We start from the raw sequence: 20686 nt of genomic DNA on the forward strand, positions 1-20686 counted from the left end.
CTGATTTCTCTGCATCGTCCCCTCCCTGCCCGCGCTTTCCCGGCCTCTCATTTCATGCTCCCCGATGCGCTCTGACCGCGGCTAAGACTGGTAAGCCCGGTCACGGCGTTCTAAGGTAGAGGTTTTCAGCAGAGGGAGAGTGGGATGCGCATTCTGATGGCAGGCGCCGGCGCGACCGGTGGATATTTTGGTGCACGGCTGGCTCAGGCGGGCCAGGACGTGACTTTTCTGGTCCGTGAACGGCGTTATCAGCAGCTTCAGGCCAGCGGTCTGGTGTTGCAGACGCCACAGGGCACTGAAACGCTAAAACCGCAGCTGGCTCAGGCGAGCAGCCTGACGGGCCACTATGATCTGATTATCGTGACGGTGAAGAGCTTTGCCCTTGATCAGGTGATGGAGGATATTGCACCTGCAGTGGGTCCGGAAACGCTGATCATGCCGATTCTGAACGGATTGCGGCACATCGCGACGCTGCAACAGCGTTTCGGCGAAGATAGGGTGATTGGCGGCCTGTGCAAAATCAACGCGACGCTGGGTGACAATGGCGAAGTTATCCAGATGACGCCGCTGCATCAGCTCTATTATGGCGCGCTGGACGGTAACAACGATGCGCGACTGCAGCGGGTTGATGCGGCGCTGCGTGACTGTCAGGTCGATACCCGATTCAGCGATAACATCATGGATGAGCTGTGGGAGAAGTGGCTGCTGCTGAGCACGCTCGGCGCGGTTTGCTGCCTGGCGCGCGGAAATACCCAACAGATACTCACCTCGCGCGGCGGCGAAGCGCTGTTACAGGGTGTTTTCTCGGAGATTCTGTCAGTCATTACTGCCGAAGGCTATCAGACGCGTCCGGCGGCCACTGCCCGCATTCTTGAGCTGTTAAGCGATCCGGCCACCCCGATGACCTCCTCAATGTACCGCGATTTAACCCAGGGCTTTGATATCGAAGCCGATCAGGTGATAGGTGACCTGCTGCTGCGGGCGAAACGCCATAGTCTCGCCACGCCACTGCTTAACGCGGTGGATGTGAACCTTCAGGTCTATCTGCAGCAGCGTTAATGGCCCTGCCAGATACCGTGACCGGGTGCCGCAACGGACCCGGTTTTTGTGGTCGTGAAAGTGTGGTGTGCAGCAGCAGTGCGGCAGGAAAATTTGCTACACTCGTCGCTTCATCTTTTGGAGAGTTCAATGACTTCCCGCTCCGTGACCCTCGATGATGTCGCTCAACTTGCCGGCGTCTCATATCAAACCGTTTCACGTGTTTTAAACCGTTCTGAACAGGTGTCAGCCCGCACGCGGGAAAGGGTTGAGGCGGCGATGCTGCAGCTCAATTATGTGCCCAATCGTGTGGCGCAGCAGCTGGCCGGTAAGGCGACGCGCACGCTAGGTCTGGCCACCAGCGACCTGGCCCTGATGGCTCCTGCGCAGATCGCCTCGGCGATCCAGCAGCGCGCCGCCGGGGCGGGTTATCATCTGGTGATCGCCATGGACAGTGGTAACGATGCGGCAGCAACGGTGAATGAACTGCTGGCACAGCGGGTCGATGGACTGCTGATCAACCTGCCACTGGAGGCAGATGAGGCGCAACAGATCCAGTTGCTCTGCGGCAGCAAACCGGTGCTGTTTCTGGATGTCGAACCCCAGGCGGCGGTAGCGCAGTGTCAGTACCCGAATGAGTCTGGCGCCCGTGCCGCCGTTGAACATCTGGTGGCGCTGGGTCATCGTCATATTGGTTTGTTAAACGGGCCGCAGCGCTCGGTCTCGGCCCGTCAGCGTGAAAATGCATGGCGTCAGGCGCTGGCCGATCATCAGCTGACACCGCACTGTTCTTTACGCGGGGACTGGAGCGCGCAGTCGGGTTATCAGGCGCTGCTGGCGCAGCTTCCCGACGATCTGCCGCAGGCGCTGCTGGTGGCGAACGATCAGATGGCGTTGGGTGCGATGCGGGCGCTGCATCAGTATGGCGTAGCCATTCCTGGCGAGATATCGGTGATTGGATATGATGACACCGCCGAGAGTGCGTGGTACCAGCCGCCGCTGACCACGGTGCGGCAGGATTTGCAATTTCTCGGCGCGCAGAGCGTCGAGCGGATGCTGGCCCGGCTTCAGGGAGCAGAGGCGTCAGACAACGCGCTGGAAACCACGCTGGTGATCCGGGAGACCACCGCCCCGCCTGCTGATGAGCGGATCAATTTAGTGGCGCTGTCACAGCAGTTACAGGTGATCGCCCGCAGGCTGGCGGGAAAATAACCCTGCGCTGACGCAGGCAATAAAAAACCCGCCCCACCGGAGTGGATGCGGGTTTGCATAGGACGTCTGGCGCTTGCGCGCTGCTATCTGCCCTTACGCTTTCGGGTGTTCGCCCACGCCCATCGCTTTGATCTTTTTCGACAGCTCGCGACGCTCTTTAGACAGGTCGGCGTTTTTGATGATGTACTCATCCACGCGATCTTCATAATCCACACGCATGCTGGCGATGATTTCCTGAATAGCCTCAACGCTCATGCCGGGTTTGATATATTCGCTCAGGTTGTCGAGCAGCAGTACGCGCTTCTGGTTGTCGCGAATTTTCTTCTCGTTGTCGACAATTTCACGCTGCAGTTTGTTTTTGCGGCGGAACATACGCACGAACTCCAGTACGTCCTGAAATGATTGCTTGGCATTTTCCATGATGGCACCTTTCTTTGAGCCTGCTGACGCAGGGAGAGAGTCAAAACGATCAGCTTAGCGGCTAGCCCGCCAGGTAAGCAATTTTCACAGCTAAATTCAGACTGGCTCTTATCTTAGCGCAAAGAAACCCTGTTTCACATTAAGTCATTGTCTGAGGTGATTATTTGCGCAGCGCCATCCGCATCAGGTCGGTCATCCGTTCCAGCTGTTTTGCCAGTTCCAGTGTCAGCCAGACGTAGCCGTAGATCGGCGTCTCCTCCAGACCTTCGCTGCCCGCTTCCGCGATCAGTCGCCGCAGTTCGCCACTGATTTCGGTCAGCTCGTGACTGTTAGCCACCACCTCTTCCGTTTCCCCTTCAATCGCCATGACCGACAGCGCCCGCAGCGTGTTCTCAGTCATCTGCTGGGTGCGGCGCAATGCAGGCGCGTTAAGCATAATCAGATGGCTCTCGCGCGATGCCCACCAGGCATTAATCTGCATCTCAATGGTGTAAACCATATTACGGTTGATGGTCTGGATCGCTTCAAGCACCGATTTTGGAATGCGCGTCTCTTTGCTTGACGGCTCCAGCAGCGCCCGCATTTTGATCACGCTGCTCAGCAATTTGCCCAGCGGCTTGTTCAGGCGTGGCTTTTCAACCAGGTTGGGTGAGAAACCGGCGTGATAGATTTTTGCCATTTCCGCCAGCGCGTCGGAGAGCTGAATGCGCCAGTGTGTATAGGCACGCTGCGCCCAGATAGCGGTAAACAGCAGCGCCATCAGCGAGCCCAGAATCACATCACCGCCGCGCCACAGTGCCATCGTGAAATCGCCGGTTGGTGCGCCCACGACCACGCTCAGCGTAATCCCGATCAACAACGCCATGTAGGGATGTTTGCCCAGCGTCAGGTAGCCGCTGATCATCATGATGATGCCGCACCAGGCCAGCATCATCGGCATCGAAATCAGCTCCAGTTTCAGGGCAATCAGACCGGATATTGACCCGGCGACCGTGCCGCTGATGCGCTGCAGTGCGCGCGGAAAGACATTCCCCCAGGTGGAGATGGGCCCCATCACCACCACCAGCGTAATCAGCGGCCAGGTGCCTTCAGGGATATCGGTCGCCCGCACAAAGATAAAGCAGAGCAAAAAGGCGATGGCAATACGCACACCGTGGACGGAGCGATAATGGCGATAAAACCAGAACTCCAGTTTTGATATGGGCTTATCGGGACGCAAAATGACTTTCCGGTTGCGGGAACATGGTGTGGCTATCTTAACGCTGAACGCGGCTCAGGCTTAGCGCGGGCCGGATATTTAAAACAGTTTTGACGTTCGCTTACAATTATCAACATCCGCCTCACATACTTTCCCGGTAGTTAAAAACAACTTAATGCGATTTTTTAACCTTTATCGGCTCTCAGTAACACGCTCAGAGCAGCCAGCGTGCAAGTAAAAACGGGCAGCCCGCAGGCTACCCGTTTTAGTGCTGACAATCGGCTAATCAGAACTTCTGCCTGAGATAATCCGTCAGGCGGGTAATCACACCTGCGGGTTCAACCGCACTCAGCGCCACCAGCGGATAGTGGGCAATCTGCTGATCTTTATCCATCACCTGAATTTCACCAATGACTTCGTTGGCTTTCAGCGGGGCTTCCAGATCTTTGCGATCGATAACATACTTCGCCTTCACGTTCTGGACTTCACTGCGCGGCAGTGACAGATAAACATCTTCTGCGGTACCCACATCCACCTGATGAGGATTGCCGTACCAGACGTTTTCGCTGCCAATCTTCTTACCGGCATGGAACAGTTGAACGGTATCAAAGGTGTTCTGTCCCCAGACCAGCAGTTTACGCGCCTGCTCTTCGCGGCCTTTCGGGCTTTTACCGCCCATGACGACGGCGATCAGGCGATGCTTGCCCACCACATTCGAGGCGATGATGTTAAAGCCCGCGGTCTCAGTGTGACCGGTTTTCAACCCATCAACGTGGAGATTATTATCCCACAACAGGCCATTACGGTTGTTCTGGGTGATGCCGTTCCAGGTCAGGGTCTTCTCACTGTACATGGCATAAAAATCAGGCTCACCATCAATAATGGCGCGTGACAGTTTCGCCATATCCAGCGCGCTGGAGAACTGACCCGGCGCATCCAGACCATGAACCGTTTCAAAATGGGTATTCTGCAGGCCGAGCTTCTCAACGTAGTGATTCATCATGCCGACGAAGTTCGCTTCGCTGCCCGCCACATAATCAGCCAGGGCAACGCAGGCGTCGTTACCGGAGTCGATGATGACGCCACGGCTTAAATCCCGGACGCTCAGCTTATCGCCTGGCTTCAGGAACATCAGCGAGGAGCCTTTGAACACCGGATTACCCGCCGCCCAGGCATCTTTTCCGACCGTAACCATGTCGTCACGGCTGATTTTCTTCTGGTCAATGGCGCGATCGACCACGTAACCGGTCATCAGTTTGGTCAGGCTGGCGGGATTACGGCGTTCATCGGGATTGCCAGCAGTCAGAACCTGTCCTGTGGTGGCATCCATCAGCACCCAGGAAGCCGCATCAATCGCCGGAGGCGTCACAGGAAAGGGAATCGCATCAGCCTGCGCCAGCGAGGCCCAAAAAACAGTAGCGGTAACGGTGAACAGCAGACGCCTTTTCAACACTTCATCCTTAATTGCACGGGAGAGAAAATTTCTAAAACGAAACGGAAACAGCCGCACGTTTTACGGCAAAAGCGTTGTGAAGGTTTGAATAAATTGAAAAAAAGTATGAACTGCGACGAGTATGGCTGATGCCTGCAGGGGGGTGGTAACGGCTAATTGATGCAGGAAATGAGACCGAATATTTCAATATCATCCTGGAAAACGTTAAGGTCACTACGGTATCGCCCTGCCTTGCACCCAGCGGCATGAGCAGCACGCATCTGGAAACACCGGAATTACGCTATGCAGCAATAACCTGGAAATATGTCGAAGGGAATATTATCTATCGTGACTCATGGAATGAGCGAGCTACAGCCTGAGAGGTAAAAAGTCCGCTTTACTCCTTGCCCCTGACCGCTCAGTCAGATACTACGCCCCCCCGCTACCATCCGAAACTTCAGGCCAGTGGGATTATGGTTTACCATGTAGTAAGTGAAGCCTGAGCATGAATGACCTTGCCCGGCAAAGGCACCGCTCTCGCACCAGCAGCCAGGCGCCGATGAAGAAAGGCATCCAGCGAACGGGAAGCCTGATGACTTTCTGTTCATCAGTTTAGTGAACGCAATGAACGGATATGAAATTTGAATAACGACCGCGTACAGCCCACTTTCCTCTTCCACGATTACGAGACCTTCGGCACCAGCCCCTCTCGTGACCGGCCAGCCCAGTTTGCCGGCCTGCGCACCGACAGTGAGTTTAATCCGGTCGGCGAACCCGAAGTGTTTTACTGCCGTCCGCCTGATGACTATCTGCCACAGCCCGAAGCGGTGATGATCACCGGCATTACTCCGCAGATAGCGATGAGTCGCGGCGTGATCGAAGCTGAGTTCGCTGAACGCATCCACGCGTTGTTCACCACGGAGCAAACCTGTGTGGTGGGCTACAACAACGTGCGTTTCGATGATGAAGTGACGCGCAATATCTTCTATCGCAACTTTTACGATCCCTATGGCTGGGCCTGGCAAAACGGCAACTCACGCTGGGACCTGCTCGACGTGATGCGTGCCTGCTACGCGTTACGGCCAGAAGGGATCAACTGGCCGGAGAATGAAGAAGGTTTTCCCAGCTTCCGGCTGGAGCATCTGACCAAAGCAAACGGCGTCTCCCATGAAAATGCGCACGATGCCATGTCCGACGTTTACGCCACGCTGGCGATGGCGAAGCTGGTGAAGGAGAAGCAGCCAAAACTGTTTGAGTTTTTGTTTACCCATCGTAACAAAAACAAGCTGATGAACCTGATTGATATCCCGCAGATGAAACCGCTGGTTCATGTCTCCGGCATGTTCGGTGCCGCGCGCGGTAATACCAGTTGGATCGTACCGCTGGCCTGGCATCCCGATAACCGCAATGCGCTGATTGTGGTGGATCTGGCGGGCGATATGTCACCGCTGCTGCAACTGGATGCCGACACGCTGCGTGAGCGTCTTTACACGCCGAAAAACGATCTCGGCGATCTGCCTGCGGTGCCGGTCAAACTGGTGCATATCAATAAGTGTCCGGTGCTGGCGCCTGCCAGTACGCTGCGGCCGGAAGATGCGGCCCGGCTGAATATTGATCGTCAGCACTGCCTGGCGAATCTGGCGCTGCTGCGTCAGCAGCCCGACGTGCGGGAAAAACTGGTCACGCTGTTTGCCGAAGCGGAGCCGTTTACACCGTCAGATGATGTGGACACACAACTCTATGATGGCTTCTTCAGTGATGCCGACCGGGCGGGGATGAATATTATCCGTCAGACCGCGCCCGCGAATCTGCCTGCGCTGGACCTGAGCTTTGAGAGTGCACGGGTAGCGAAACTGCTGTTCCGCTACCGGGCGCGTAACTTCCCCGGCACGCTGGACGATGCCGAGCAGCAACGCTGGTTGCAGCACCGTCGTGACGTGCTTAATGCCGATCGGGTGCAGGCGTTTATGCAGGAACTGGAAGCTCTGGCGAATCTGCATGAAGCGGATGCAGAAAAGGTTGGGCAGCTTAAAGCGCTCTATCTCTATGCGCAGGAGTTGGTTTCCTGAAGCACTAAGAGTCTGACCCGGTATCGCCTGCCGGGTCAGACTTTCTGATGCTGCTTAATCAGAGCAAGGTCCACGCCAGCCAGGTCAGCGCAAAGCCGCTCAGCCCCATTAGTGTTGTCAGCACCGTCCAGGTGCGTAAACCGTCGGCCACCGAAAGTCCCAGATAACGGGTCACCACCCAGAATCCCGCATCATTGACATGCGACAATCCCAGACCACCAAAACAGGCCGCCAGGGTGACCAGTACCCGTTGCATATCCGTCACGCCGGTCACCGCCTGCGTCAGCAGCCCGCTGGTGGTCAGGATCGCCACCGTGGCGGAACCCTGTGATGCACGCAGCGCCAGCGACAGGATAAATGCCGCGGGCACCAGCGGCAGATGCAGCGTTTCAAGGGTGACCGCCAGCGCTTTACCCACGCCCGACTCCACCAGCACTTTGCCGAATGCACCACCGGCCCCGGCCACCAGAATCACGCTGGCTGAGGTGGGAATGGCCCGGCCGGTCAGATCTTCCAGCTTATCTTTGCTCCAGCCACGCCGCACGCCCAGCAGCCATGCCGCCAGCCCTAAAGCAATCAGCAGGGCAATCGGCGGTGTGCCGATCACGGTCATCACGCTACGCAGCAGGCTCCCTTCAGCCAGCAGTGTGTGTGACAGAGTTCCCAGCACGATCAATACAATCGGGACCACAATCAGGCCGCTGATGGTGAGCGCACCGGGTGGTGCCGGTTCATTCTTCTTTTCCTGCCCTTCCGGCTTCGCCATCTGCAACTGTTCCAGCACCTCCACCGACAGGGGGTAGCGGCGACGGTTCATGAATTTCGCTACGTAGTAGCCGATGATCCCGACCGGCACGGAAATCGCGATCCCCAGTATCATCAGCCATCCCATGTCGGTGTGCAGGATCCCGGCTGCCGCCGCTGCGCCCGGATGGGTCGGCAATGCCACATGTACCGTCAGCATCACACCCGCCATCGGCAGGCCAAACTTCAGCGGCGAGACCCGCGCCACTTTGGTAAAGCCATAAATCAGCGGAATAACAATGATAAAGCCGACTTCAAAAAATACCGGGATGCCAAGGATAAAGGCCGCCATGGTTAATGCCGCAACGGTACGCTTCAGCCCCAGCGTTTTACTGAAACGCTGCGCCAGCGACTCGGCACCGCCCGAGGCTTCAATGATCGCCCCGAGCATGGCACCAAGCACGATGATGATGGTGATGTGACCAAGCAGGCCGCCCATCCCGGTGATAATCGTCTCCATGATTTTTTCAGCCGGAATGCCGGTGGCGATGGCCACCAGCAGACTGACAATTAACAGGGCGACAAAGGGATGAACTTTGGCTTTGATGACCAGCAGCAGCAGGATCACGATGCTGGCGGTCGCTATGGCTAATAGCAGTGCGGTGGACATAGTAAACCTCAGAAATTGTTATATTTTTTAGGTTATCGCCGTACAGAATAAACAGGTGCAGGGTCAGAAAAAGGACGAAAAAATCTCAACCGGTGCCGAAACACCGGTTTTTTTAGCCCGTTAAATCAGGTTTTTCTCGCCCAGGGCGCAAACCAGCCAAGACCAGCGGTAGTGTTGCCGCGCGGGATATATTCGCAGCCCACCCAGCCGGAATAGCCGACCTCATCCAGCAGTGAGTAGAGATAGGGGTAGTTGATTTCACCCTCATCCGGTTCATGACGATCCGGTGCCGAAGCAATCTGCACGTGCCGATAGCGTCCGGCGTAGTGGCGAATCAGATGGCTGAGGTTGCCATCCACCCGTTGCGCATGGAACAGGTCGAGCTGAGTGAAGACATTGGGTCGATCGATCTGTTCGACCATCTCCAGCGTCTGATACTGGCTGGCATAAAGATAGTTGGGTTTGGTTGTGGGATTCAGCGCCTCAATCAGCAGGATGATGCCGTGCGGCGCAAAGCGCTCAGCCGCATAACGCATATTGCTGATAAAGGTCTCAACGTAGCGCTGACGGTCAGCGTCGGGCGGCACCGTCGCCGCCATGATGTGCACCTGCGGGCAGTTCAGCGCCAGCGCATAGCTCAGGGCGCGATCGATATCCGCCTTTGCTTCCGCTTCCCGTCCGGGGATGGCCGAAACGCCCCACTCACCCGCTGCGACGTTGCCGGGTGCGGTATTGAACAGCACCAAGTCCAGCTGGTTATCATCAAGCCACTGCTTGATCTGCGTGGCGGGATAGTCATAAGGAAACAGAAATTCGACGGCGGTGAAACCGGCTTCTGCCGCTGCAGCGAAGCGTTCAGCAAACGGCAATTCAGTAAATTGCGTCGAAAGGTTAGCAGCAAACTTCGGCATTATCGGCTCCTTAATTCTGCCACTTCGGCATCATTGAGATAACGGATCGGGCGGTCGCCCAGGGTAAAGATCAGCCGGGCGGTCTCCTCCAGCTCTTCAGTGTTGTCTGCCGCTTCCTGCAACGATTTCCCCACTACTACCGGGCCATGATTCGCCAGCAGGAAGGCACGGTAACGTGGAGCCAGCGCCGCGAGATCCTCGGCCAGTCGCCCATCACCCGGCTTGTAGTAAGGCACAACCGGCACATCACCGACACGCATCACCACATAGGGGGTAAACGGACGGATGCAGTTGTCCGTGTCCAGCCCCTGTAAGCAGGAGAGCGCCGTCAGGTAGTGGCTATGCAGATGCACCACCGCCCTGCAGTCGGGATTATTCAGATAGAGCGCGCGGTGAAACGCAATCTCTTTGGAGGGTTTATCACCGGAGAGCCATTCGCCGTCAGGCGTGACTTTTGCCAGCCGGTCACCCTGTAATTCACCCAGGCATGAGCCGGTGGGTGTCGCCAGCAGATTGCCATCCTCCAGCAACATTGAAAGGTTGCCCGCCGAGCCGGTGGCATAGCCGCGCTGAAAAAACGATGCGCCAAGACGCACCATCTCGTCACGCGCCTGCTGTTCCGTTAAAGAGAAAGATTCAGACATCAGTAAACTCCGTTTGCGCGCGGCGGAAGAAATCTTCATCGCCAAAATTGCCCGATTTCAGTGCCAGAGAGAGCGGCTGATGAATGTCGCGCACCCAGGGCACGCCGGGCGAAATCGTCGGGCCGATATGAAAGGCCGTCACACCCAGGCTCTGCGCGACCACGCCGGAGGTTTCGCCACCCGCCACGATAAAGCGCTGCCATCCGCGCCGTTTCAGCTCGCGGGTCACCGCGGCAAACAGCTGCTCAACGGCTTCGCTGCTGCGCTGAGCACCATAACGCTGTTGAATCGCCTGCAAGTGTTGCGCGTCAGCGGTGGCAAACAGCAGGGGTGCCAGCGTCTGATCGCTGTTCGCTTCCACCCAGTCGCATAACTGCCGGGCATAAGCCCCGGCATCGTCCAGACAGCGTTCAGTCTCAACTTCGCAGGCCGGTGCCAGCTGGCGGTACGCGGCGACCTGACGATTGGTCATCTGTGAACAGGAACCGGAAAGCACCACGGCGCGATCGCCCTGCGGACGGCCTGCCTGCTCCGCTTTTGCATCACTTTCAGCCGTCGCCCACTGCCGTGCCAGACCGATGGCCAGCCCGGAACCGCCGGTGACCAGCCGCAGATCGCTCAGTGCTTCGCCCAGCGTCAACAGATGTTCCTGATGCAGGACGTCAGTTACGACGTAGTTGATCCCCTGCGCCGCCAGCTGACCCAGCGCCTGCCGTACTGACTCAGCGCCCTGATCGACCTGTGCCGCAGCGATCAGCCCGGCTTTGCCCGTCGCCTGTGATGTCATCAGCCGCAGCAGGTTGCTGTCGTGCATCGGTGTGACGGGATGATGCCGCATACCAGACTCTGACAGCAGCTGATCGCCGACAAACAGGTAGCCCTGATAAACGGTGCGGCCATTCACCGGCAGCGCCGGACAGATCACCGTCTGCGTTTCACCCAGCGCCTGCAGCAGGGCGTCGGTTACCGGACCGATATTGCCCTGCGCGGTGCTGTCGAAGGTGGAACAATATTTGAAGTAGAAGCGCTCACAGCCTTGCTTCTGCAGCCATGCCAGCGCAGCCAGTGACTGAGCAACCGCCTGGTCTGCCGGACAGGAGCGGCTCTTCAGGCTGACCACAATCGCCTGCGCCTCTGTGATTTCCTCGCTGTCAGGAATGCCGTTGAACTGAATAGTGGTCAGCCCGTTCTGCACCAGAAAACTGGCGATGTCAGTCGCACCGGTAAAATCGTCCGCTATCACGCCAAGCCGCATCAGATTTTCTCCTCTGCCTGCGGCAGCGTGATGCCGCTGAAGATTTTAATCACTGCACTGTCATCTTCCCGGCCGTAACCGGCGTTGCTGGCTTCGGTGAACATATTGAGGGCGGTTGAGGCCAGCGGCAGCGGGAAGTGCAGGGATTTCGCGGTATCGGCCACCAGGTTGAGATCTTTCACAAAGATATCGACCGCCGATTTCGGGCTATAGTCGCCGTCCACCACATGCCGCATGCGGTTTTCGAACATCCATGAATTGCCTGCGGCGTTGGTGACCACTTCATACATGGTTTCCAGCGGGATGCCGGCACGCGCCGCCAGCGCCATCGCTTCTGCCCCGACCGCGATGTGAACACCTGCCAGCAGCTGATGGATAATTTTGACGGTTGACCCGAGGCCGATCTCACTGCCCACGCGATACACTTTGGCTGCCACGGCATCCAGTACAGATTGCAGTTGCGTAAAGGCCGCGTCGCTGCCGGACGCCATCACCGTCATCTCACCGCTGGCCGCTTTAGCGGTACCGCCGGAGACCGGTGCATCCAGCATCAGCAGCTGATATTGCGCCAGCTGTTGTTCAATCTGCTGCGCATCCCGGGCGGACAATGTGGATGAGACCATGACCACGGTGCCGGGACGCAGTTTTGCGGCCAGGCCCTCTTCTCCGAACAGAATGGCGTTAACCTGCTGCGCATTTACCACCAGCAGCAAAACGGCATCAAGCTGGTCTGCAAAGGCGGATGCTGAAGCCTGCGCATCACGCGCGCCTGCCTGGCGTAAGTTCTCAAGCGCGGCGGGATTCAAATCGACACCCCAGGTATTGAGACCGGCACGCAGGCAGGATTTCGCGGCACCCATGCCCATGGAACCTAACCCGATAACGCAGATATTTTCAGCTGGCACGATACGCCTCCACTGTTAATTTAAGTGATTATTTGTTTGTTACTGTTAATCCTGCCAGTTTACTGTCGGCAAAAATGTGTTGTCGCTCACAAAAAAATATTCCCAATGTGAACCAGAACAATTTTTAACATTACCAGATTGGCAGCAGTGGCCCTGCCGCAGTGCAGTTAGCGCCGCCGTTGCCGGGATTAAAGCTGTTATTATTTGTTCTGGTTAACTGGCAGATACTTTATAATGTGAAAAAATGGTAATCATCAGGGAGCCGATATGATTCCGATTGAACGTCATCAACAGATTCTTGCGCTGGTGGCCGATCGTGGCGTGGTGAGCATTGCAGAACTCACTGAACGGCTGGGTGTGTCACACATGACCATACGCCGTGATGTGCAGAAACTGGAGGAGCAAGGGGCCGTGCTGTCGGTCTCCGGCGGCGTGCGCTCAGCCGACCGGCTGGCCGCTGAGCCGTCACACCTGACGAAAAGTACCCTCTACAACGAGGAGAAGCGCGCCATTGGCCGCACCGCCGCCCGACAGATCCCCCGTAACAGCTGCATCTACCTGGATGCCGGAACCACGACGTTAGCCCTGGCAAGAGAAGTGGTGGATCGCGATGATTTACTGGTGGTGACCAATGATTTTATGGTGGCGAATCTGCTGATGGAGGCCAGTCAGTGCCGGGTTATTCACACGGGCGGCACCGTATGCCGGGAGAACCGCTCCTGTGTCGGCGAGTCGGCGGCACGCAGCCTGCGTCATCTGGCCATTGATATTGCCTTTATTTCCGCCTCCTGCTGGGGGCCGCGTGGCTTGTTTACGCCGGATGAAGATAAAGTGATGGTGAAGCAGGCGGTGAGTGAGGTGAGCAGTAAGCGGGTATTGCTGAGTGACAGTTCGAAGTACAACAGGATTGCGACGTTTCTGGCTTTACCGCTGGAGAGCTTTGATCGGGTAGTGACAGACACGCATCTGAGTGAGTCGGCGCGGGAGTTGTTAAGTGCGGGGAGCTGTGAACTGGTACTGGCTGGTTAAGCTGTCGCCGCCTTCCCTGAGACCGGGAAGGCGGCAACGTGAGCGTGATTAAACTTCTTCGCTGAACTGTGGCACCGGATTACGGAAGCTGCGGGTTACGAACGCCAGGTAGATAATCCCGATGGCGGCCCAGATCAGGCCCAGCTCCATAGAACTCTCTTCCAGGTTCACCCACAGCGCACCCACCGTCAGCGCGCCAAGCAGCGGCAGCAGCAGATACTGAACGTGATCTTTCAGCGTGCGGTTACGCTTCTCACGAACCCAGAACTGCGCGATCACCGACAGGTTAACGAAGGTAAACGCCACCAGCGCACCAAAGTTAATCAGCGCGGTTGCGGTCACCAGGTCGAAGTTAATCGCCATCAGCGCAATCGCACCCACCAGCAGCACGTTGAGCGACGGGGTACGCCATTTCGGATGGATGTAACCGAAGAAACGCTCCGGGAACACACCATCACGGCCCATCACATACATCAGACGCGAGACGCCAGCGTGCGCCGCCATACCGGATGCCAGCACCGTGACCACCGAGAAGATCAGGATGCCGACCTGCAACGCTTTACCGGCCACGAACAGCATGATTTCAGGCTGCGATGAGTCCGGGTGCTGGAAGCGTGTGATGTCCGGGAAGTAGAGCTGCAGGAAGTAAGATGCCGCGATAAAGATCACCCCACCAATCAGCGCGGTCAGGAAAATAGCGCGCGGAATGGTGCGTTCTGCATCTTTGGTCTCTTCCGACAGCGAACTGATGCCATCAAAGCCGAGGAACGAGAAACAGAGTATCGTCGCACCGGTAATCATCGGCACCACATGCGCATTCTCAGACCAGAATGGACGGCTGCTCACCAGCGTGCCGGAACCTACGCCGCTTGCCACACCGTAGATTACCATCGCGGTAATCCCGACCATGACCACCACCTGCAGCACCACAATCACACTGTTGAAGTTGGCGACGGTTTTGATGCCCTTGAGGTTAGAGAGCGTCATAAACCCGACCAGCAACACCACAAAAATCCACGACGGGATGCCCGGCACCAGCGATTCGAAATAGTTTTTAGCCAGCAGGATGTTGATCATCGGCATGAACAGGTAGTCCAGCAGTGATGACCAGCCGACCATAAAGCCGACGTGCGGACTGATCGCCTTCTGAGCGTAGGTATAAGCGGAGCCCGCAGAGGGGAAGCGGCGTACCAGCTTACCGTAACTCACGGCAGTGAACAGAATCGCAATCAGCGCGAAAGCATAAGCGGTGGCGACGTGACCTTCGGTCAGCCCGGAAACGATGCCAAAGGTATCGAACAGGGTCATAGGCTGCATGTAGGCTAAGCCCATCATGACGACCGGAAGTAACGTGAGTGTTTTTTTGAGTTGCGCACGCTGCGGTGCGGCGGAGGTATTAAGCGACATGCTTCAGTCCCCCATGTGCGACAACCTGGCTGGGCTGGGTCACAGGGCAACTGCGCATTAAGCGACAGGGAGTAAGGTTAGCGGTTAACGCGGCGCCGTAGTCATCACGAAAACGCGTACCAGCGTTGGCTGGCAGAGTGTAAAACATCCCCATCTTTGTAATCCTCAATCTCACGCTTATGCGTGTTTTCAGTGTTTATCTATCCGGGTGCGTGCCCGGCCTCGGTTAAGTCAGCAAAAAACGCTCTAATAAAACTGGATGCAAAAAAATAACCGGCGCGGTTAGCGTCGGTTATCATCTGATTTTGCAGGCCGCGTATTCTGCCCTAACCCGTGGCAGGAATACAAGCCATCGGGGCATCTTATGCAAAAAAAAGCGCGTCAGGTGACAGGTAAAAAAACCTGTCAGGCATTTTTCAGCATCCAGTCGATCTCGGTCGACGTAATCAGCCGTTCAAACTGCATCAGTTCATGATGCTTACAGCTGTGCCAGACACTGGCAAAGCGTTCGCCCAGTAGCTTCTGCAGCGGATAGCTGTTGTCAAACTCATACAGCGCATCGCTCTGGCGGATCGGCAGTGCCAGACCCTCGGCATGGTGACCGTTGCCGGTGACCGGATGGGGCAACGGCAACTGGGTATCCAGCCCATGCAGCATCCCGGCAAGAATAGCCGATACCACCAGGTAGGGATTAGCATCCGCGCCCGCAACCCGGTACTCAATACGATGATTGTCGATATCCCCGCACGGCACCCGCAGCGCAACGGTCCGGTTGTTATGGCCCCACGATGCCTGCAACGGCACATAGGCGTCCGGAACAAAACGGCGATAGGCATTCACATTGGGTGCCAGCAGCGCCATTGAGGCGGGCATCAGATCGATCATCCCGGCCAGCGCCCGTTTCATCAGCGGCGAATCACTGCCGTCATCGCAGGCGAAGGCGTTGTGATCGGCGGCATCCAGCATGCTGATATGCACATGCATGCCGCTGCCCGCGTACTCCTCATAGGGCTTCGCCATAAACGTGGCGGTCATACCGTGGTTTTCTGCCACCTGACGAATCAGGCGTTTCAGCTGCACCGCATGGTCACAGGCCCGCAGCACGTCGCGGGTATGATGCAGGTTAATTTCAAACTGTCCGGGCGAGGCTTCCGCCAGCGCGCCATCGGCCGGGATGCCCTGCTGACGGGCCAGATCGTCGATGTCACGCAGCACATCGGCGAAATGATCGAGGTTATCTACCGAGTAGACCTGGCTCTGCATATTGCGCTCATCACTGCCGGGCGAACACGGCGGCTGGATAAAGCCTTCGGCATCGCGCTTTTTGTCCACCAGATAGAACTCCAGCTCTACCGCTACCACCGGGAACAGACCTCGGTTACGCAGCTGTTGCCACAGCCGGTTAAGGACATTTCGGGGTTCAACGTCAAAGGGAGTGCCATCTTGGTTGCACATGGTTAACAGCAGTTGCGCAATGTGCTGAGGGTCAGACGCGGAGGGAACTAAAGTACCGGTGACGGGCAGGCAGAGATTATCGGGTTCGCCCAGTGACTGGCCGAGTCCCGCTTCTTCTACTGTGTTGCCGAGGATATCCATGGCAAACACCGAGGCGGGGAAATAACACCCTTTTTCCAGCTTAGGCAGCGCAGAGACCGGAATGCGCTTGCCGCGGAACACACCATTTAAATCATTTAACAGGATGTCGACATACTGCGTGTCAGGATGGCGCTCCAGCCAGGTTTTCACCTCAAGCTGGAACGCGCTGGTTCGTTTCTCTTCACTGTGAAGCGTGAAATCTTCCACTTCTACCAGGTTAGTCATGATCTCACCCGCCCCTATTAGGTTTGCGTAATGCTCAAAATAACAGCCACACCACTAACATAGCGCCAACATAAAAAGTGTGCAAATGTAACAAATCTGTTTGAAGAACAAACAGCAGATTGCTAGATTGAAAAAATATTGCACACTTAACCGCCAGACGTGCCCTTTCGGTAGATATTTCGAACAGCGATGCGAGGACGTGAGATGGGCATTATTTTTGACAAGCCGTTGATTGGCGTAGTGATGTGCCAGAAGGATCTGGGAGGCCATCCGAGCCAGACGGTTCACAATAAGTATACCGATGCGGTTGTCCTTGCGGGTGGCGTACCACTGGCCCTGCCCCACAGTCTGATGAATGCGCCTCATCTATTAGAAAACGCTATGGCTGTTCTGGATGGCCTGCTGCTGACTGGCAGCCCCAGCAATATCGAACCCTGGCATTATGGCGAGGCGGGCGAAGAGCTGCATGCCGATCCGGGCCGTGACCATCTCGCCTTTCAGCTGATCACCTGGGCCACCAGCCACAAGATGCCGATGTTCGGGATCTGCCGTGGGCTGCAGGAGCTGGTGGTGGCGAATGGTGGCGCGCTGTGGCGAGAGCTCAGCGGGCAGCCGTCGTTTCAGCGTCACCATGAAGATGAGACGCTGCCGCTGGAGCAGCAGTATGCTCAGGTGCATCCAATCACTATTGAACCCGACGGCCTGCTGGCGACGCTGCTGGACAGCAACAGTCCGCTGGCGGTCAATTCACTGCATCATCAGGGGGTACGCGAACCGGGCCCGCAGTTGCGCGTTGAAGCGCGCGCGCCGGATGGCCTGATTGAGGCGGTGAGTCTGCGCCATCATCCCTTCGCCCTGGCGGTGCAGTGGCATCCCGAGTGGCAGCCGGAACACACGGCGGGATCGCAGGCGCTCTTCAGTGGCTTTATTCAGGCCGCCATTCGTTATCACAAGGAAAAAGAAAATGAGTGATGCCACGCTGGCGCCGGGACGACGGCTGGCGCAGATCCGGCAGACACTGGGGCTGTCGCAACGCCGTGTCGCCGAACTGGCCGGACTGACCCATAGCGCCATCAGCACCATTGAACAGGATAAGGTCAGCCCGGCGGTCAGCACCCTGCAGAAGCTGCTGAAAGTCTATGGGCTCTCGCTGTCAGAGTTCTTCTCGGAACCCAAACCGGATGCGGAACCTAAGGTCATTGTCCGCGCCAGCGACCTGCTGGAGATTGGCAGTCAGGGGGTTTCGCTGAAGCTTATCGACAATGGCCGTGCACAGCGCACGCTGGGCATGCTGCTGGAAACTTATCAACCGGGTGCCAGCACTGGCGAGAAGCTGCGTCATCCGGGCGAAGAGACCGGCACGCTGCTGGAAGGAGAGATTACGCTGGTCATCAACGGAGAGCACTATCATCTCTCCGCCGGAGAGAGCTACGTCATTGATACGGGCTTACCACACAGTTTCACCAACCGTGCTGAAATCCCCTGCCGCATTGTCAGTGCCCATACGCCAGCCAACTTTTAGGCGCTTCCGGAGGTTGTTATGAATTACGTGGAGAGTTATTACGCAGCGACCGCCAATCCGCATGCGCCCTGGCCGACATTACAGGAGAGCATTCAGTGTGACGTCTGCATTATTGGCGGCGGTTTCACCGGTCTTTCGGCGGCGCTGCATCTGACCGAGGTAGGCTATGACGTGGTTGTGCTGGAAGCGGCGCGGGTCGGCTTTGGTGCCAGCGGGCGTAACGGTGGTCAGGTGGTGAACTCCTACAGCCGCGACGTGGATGTGATTGAGCAGCGCTACGGTAAAGAGAGCGCCCGTATGCTGGGCAGCATGATGTTTGAAGGCGCTGAAATCATCCGCGATCGCATTAAGCGGTACGCGATCGACTGCGATTACCGGCCTGGCGGCGTTTTTGCGGCCCTGAATGCGCGCCAGATGGCGCATCTGCGAAAACAGAAAGCGTTATGGCAGCAGTATGGGAATCATGATCTGGAACTACTGGATGAGCGAGCCATCCGCCGTGAAGTCGCCACCGAACGCTACGTTGGCGGGCTGCTGGATCGGCGCGGCGGCCATCTGCATCCGCTGAACCTGGCGCTGGGGGAAGCGGAGGCGATCCGTCGACATGGCGGACGCATCTATGAACAGTCCGCGGCGACCAGTGTGGTTTATGGCACACCAAACCGGGTAAAAACCGCCCAGGGCGAGGTCAGCGCGACCTTTGTGATCTTCGCCGGGAATGCCTATCTGGCCCCGCAGCTGGAACCGCGACTGAGCAGGAAGAGCATGCCGTGCGGATCGCAGATTGTGGCAACCGAACCGCTGTCAACCGACCAGGCGTTGTCGCTGATGCCGAACAACTACTGTGTGGAAGATTGTAACTATCTGCTGGATTACTTCCGTCTGACGGCGGACAACCGGCTGCTCTATGGCGGCGGCGTGGTTTATGGCGCACGGGAACCGGCCGATATTGAAGCGTTGATCCGGCCCAAGCTGCGCCGCACTTTCCCGCAGTTGCAGAACGTGAAGCTGGACTTCAGCTGGAGCGGCAATTTCCTCCTGACGCTGTCGCGCATGCCGCAGTTTGGCCGGCTGGAGAAGAATGTCTATTTTATGCAGGGTGACAGCGGTCATGGCGTAACCAGTACGCATCTTTCCGGCAAGCTGATCAGCGAAGTGTTACGCGGCGATGCCGAGCGTTTTGATGCCTTCGCCCGCCTGCCTCACCTGCCGTTTCCCGGTGGGCGACGGTTTAAGGTGCCGCTGACGGCGATGGGCGCGGTGTGGTATGCGTTGAGGGATCGGTTAGGGGTGTGAGGCTGAGGGCCAGACCTGGCTGTCTGGCCTGATGAAAACAGGTCTTTCAGCGGGGCACATTCTGCCCTGTTGTTTAAACTGTTATAGTATGTTGTAACTACAGGAAGAGCAGAACTTTCACCTATCAGAGCGGGAGCACTCAGCCCCCGCAACAGCGCCAGCCGCGTATCACTCCAGCGGCATTTTAATCGGGTCGTCATAGCGGTACTCAAAACCGAGTTCGCTACAGATGCGGGAACCATCAATCAGCTTGCCGCTATTCTTTTCCGGCTCGGGTGCGAACTGCGGCGGCTGCAGCCCAAGCTGGTGCGTGACCGCAGGATAGAAGGTGTCACGCGAGGGATGTTTCGAGGCACACAGATTGTAGACCCGTCCCCCTTTGGGCGACTGCAGTAGCAGCGTGATCGCCTCCACCACATCATCCAGATGCACCAGATTCACGCCCTGCGAGCCATTGGCCACATCCTGCTTGCCGGCGAGGAAGCGTCCCGGATGGCGCTTTGGCCCGACCAGACCGGCCAGCCGCACAATATCCACGCTGGTGCCCGGTAGATCGTGCAGCCAGTTCTCCAGTTTAACCAGCGTCTTTCCGGCCACCGTTTCTGCGTCCAGCGGGCTGTTTTCCCGCTTAGCGCCGGCGCTGCTGCCATAGACTGAGGTGGAACTGGTAAAGATAATGCGCGGTACCTTATAAACCAGCGCCGTATCGACCACATTCTGCACCGCCTGCAGATAGGCTTCGCCCCCTTCCGCAGTGCGGCTGGCGGGCAGTGTAACGATCAGCGCATCGACGTTGAATAGCGGCTCAATATCGGCGGCATCACAGAGCAGTTCCGGCGTCAGTTCCAGCTGGAACGCCTCAATGCCGCAGCGGCGTGCCGCGTCTACACCGTCTGGCGTGGTTTTGCTGCCGGTGACCTGCCAGCCTCGCGCAGTTAACGCCGTGGCCAGCGGCATGCCTAACCAGCCCAGTCCCACAATCGCGACCTTCTTCATTTTGACTCCTGACGTGAAACATCAACCCTGACTTCACCGTAGTTTGCCCCCGGATTGCAAACCAGAACAACCTGTTTCAGCGCTTTCCGAACCGCCCGTTTAAAAAAGTGTTGCCAA

The 20686-nt window shown here is 57.2% G+C and carries 18 protein-coding genes and 1 pseudogene; 8 read left to right on the top strand and 11 right to left on the bottom strand.

The window, feature by feature from the left end; genetic code table 11:
* Nucleotides 1-144 precede the first annotated feature (144 nt).
* Complete coding sequence (locus AC6I8B_RS12560; RefSeq protein WP_062757983.1) at nucleotides 145-1059, top strand: ketopantoate reductase family protein; 915 nt, start codon at nucleotides 145-147, stop codon at nucleotides 1057-1059.
* A gap of 129 nt (nucleotides 1060-1188) precedes the next feature.
* The gene (locus tag AC6I8B_RS12565; RefSeq protein WP_033772861.1) at nucleotides 1189-2250 is read left to right on the top strand and encodes a LacI family DNA-binding transcriptional regulator; all 1062 of its coding nucleotides are present in this window, start codon (nucleotides 1189-1191) and stop codon (nucleotides 2248-2250) included.
* Nucleotides 2251-2343: 93 nt separating this feature from the next.
* On the opposite strand, the gene tmaR is transcribed toward AC6I8B_RS12565, so the two are convergent.
* The 3 genes from tmaR to dacD all read right to left on the bottom strand — a co-directional run bounded on the left by tmaR (nucleotide 2344) and on the right by dacD (nucleotide 5318).
* Complete coding sequence (gene tmaR, locus AC6I8B_RS12570) at nucleotides 2344-2670, bottom strand: PTS system regulator TmaR (RefSeq protein WP_004571340.1); 327 nt, start codon at nucleotides 2668-2670, stop codon at nucleotides 2344-2346.
* A gap of 160 nt (nucleotides 2671-2830) precedes the next feature.
* A complete protein-coding gene (locus AC6I8B_RS12575; protein WP_010670945.1) occupies nucleotides 2831-3889 on the bottom strand; it encodes an FUSC family protein in 1059 nt (352 codons plus the stop codon).
* A 265-nt stretch (nucleotides 3890-4154) separates the two neighbouring features.
* Nucleotides 4155-5318, bottom strand: a complete 1164-nt coding sequence (gene dacD / locus AC6I8B_RS12580; protein ID WP_022624996.1) for a serine-type D-Ala-D-Ala carboxypeptidase DacD — start codon at nucleotides 5316-5318, stop codon at nucleotides 4155-4157.
* Nucleotides 5319-5470: 152 nt separating this feature from the next.
* On the opposite strand from dacD, the pseudogene AC6I8B_RS12585 reads away from it, so the two are divergent.
* Nucleotides 5471-5680, top strand: a pseudogene (locus AC6I8B_RS12585) (type VI secretion system tube protein Hcp); the annotation flags it as partial.
* A 261-nt stretch (nucleotides 5681-5941) separates the two neighbouring features.
* Complete coding sequence (sbcB, locus tag AC6I8B_RS12590; RefSeq protein WP_033778828.1) at nucleotides 5942-7369, top strand: exodeoxyribonuclease I; 1428 nt, start codon at nucleotides 5942-5944, stop codon at nucleotides 7367-7369.
* 58 nt (nucleotides 7370-7427) lie between these two features.
* Here sbcB and AC6I8B_RS12595 read toward each other — a convergent pair whose 3' ends face one another.
* The 5 genes from AC6I8B_RS12595 to ltnD all read right to left on the bottom strand — a co-directional run bounded on the left by AC6I8B_RS12595 (nucleotide 7428) and on the right by ltnD (nucleotide 12498).
* Entirely contained in the window at nucleotides 7428-8783 is a 1356-nt protein-coding gene (locus tag AC6I8B_RS12595; RefSeq protein ID WP_033758358.1) for a GntP family transporter, read from the bottom strand.
* A 125-nt stretch (nucleotides 8784-8908) separates the two neighbouring features.
* Nucleotides 8909-9694: an HPr family phosphocarrier protein gene (locus AC6I8B_RS12600; RefSeq protein ID WP_061901290.1), complete on the bottom strand. Its 786-nt coding sequence runs from the start codon at nucleotides 9692-9694 to the stop codon at nucleotides 8909-8911.
* Nucleotides 9694-10338, bottom strand: a complete 645-nt coding sequence (otnC, locus tag AC6I8B_RS12605) for a 3-oxo-tetronate 4-phosphate decarboxylase (RefSeq protein WP_022625000.1) — start codon at nucleotides 10336-10338, stop codon at nucleotides 9694-9696. The genes AC6I8B_RS12600 and otnC overlap by 1 nt, the downstream gene beginning before the upstream one ends.
* Nucleotides 10331-11593 (bottom strand): 3-oxo-tetronate kinase, encoded by a 1263-nt coding sequence (gene otnK / locus AC6I8B_RS12610; protein WP_157352558.1) that lies wholly within the window; start codon nucleotides 11591-11593, stop codon nucleotides 10331-10333. Before otnK ends, otnC begins: the two co-directional genes overlap by 8 nt.
* Complete coding sequence (ltnD, locus tag AC6I8B_RS12615; RefSeq protein WP_332837847.1) at nucleotides 11593-12498, bottom strand: L-threonate dehydrogenase; 906 nt, start codon at nucleotides 12496-12498, stop codon at nucleotides 11593-11595. The genes otnK and ltnD overlap by 1 nt, the downstream gene beginning before the upstream one ends.
* Before the next feature lie 267 nt (nucleotides 12499-12765).
* Between ltnD and ygbI the strand changes: the two genes are divergently transcribed.
* Entirely contained in the window at nucleotides 12766-13527 is a 762-nt protein-coding gene (ygbI, locus tag AC6I8B_RS12620; RefSeq protein WP_157352562.1) for a DNA-binding transcriptional repressor YgbI, read from the top strand.
* A 48-nt stretch (nucleotides 13528-13575) separates the two neighbouring features.
* Here ygbI and AC6I8B_RS12625 read toward each other — a convergent pair whose 3' ends face one another.
* The gene (locus tag AC6I8B_RS12625) at nucleotides 13576-14934 is read right to left on the bottom strand and encodes an APC family permease (protein ID WP_010248042.1); all 1359 of its coding nucleotides are present in this window, start codon (nucleotides 14932-14934) and stop codon (nucleotides 13576-13578) included.
* Nucleotides 14935-15339: 405 nt separating this feature from the next.
* Nucleotides 15340-16755, bottom strand: a complete 1416-nt coding sequence (locus AC6I8B_RS12630) for a glutamine synthetase family protein (RefSeq protein WP_010670953.1) — start codon at nucleotides 16753-16755, stop codon at nucleotides 15340-15342.
* A gap of 204 nt (nucleotides 16756-16959) precedes the next feature.
* Here AC6I8B_RS12630 and puuD point away from each other — a divergent pair, with 204 nt between their 5' ends.
* From puuD to AC6I8B_RS12645, 3 genes are read left to right on the top strand one after another with little or no spacing between them, the layout of a single operon-like run.
* Entirely contained in the window at nucleotides 16960-17727 is a 768-nt protein-coding gene (gene puuD / locus AC6I8B_RS12635) for a gamma-glutamyl-gamma-aminobutyrate hydrolase (protein ID WP_022625003.1), read from the top strand.
* Nucleotides 17720-18277, top strand: a complete 558-nt coding sequence (gene puuR, locus AC6I8B_RS12640; RefSeq protein WP_010670955.1) for an HTH-type transcriptional regulator PuuR — start codon at nucleotides 17720-17722, stop codon at nucleotides 18275-18277. The genes puuD and puuR overlap by 8 nt, the downstream gene beginning before the upstream one ends.
* 18 nt (nucleotides 18278-18295) lie before the next feature.
* Complete coding sequence (locus AC6I8B_RS12645) at nucleotides 18296-19573, top strand: NAD(P)/FAD-dependent oxidoreductase (RefSeq protein ID WP_010248052.1); 1278 nt, start codon at nucleotides 18296-18298, stop codon at nucleotides 19571-19573.
* 168 nt (nucleotides 19574-19741) lie between these two features.
* Here the strand turns inward: AC6I8B_RS12645 and AC6I8B_RS12650 are convergent, their stop codons facing one another.
* Nucleotides 19742-20569, bottom strand: coding sequence for an SDR family oxidoreductase (locus tag AC6I8B_RS12650; protein ID WP_045140280.1), 828 nt, complete (start codon nucleotides 20567-20569; stop codon nucleotides 19742-19744).
* Nucleotides 20570-20686 lie beyond the last annotated feature (117 nt).

It is taken from the genome of Pantoea sp. X-Soil-ISGK-285 (assembly GCF_059730815.1).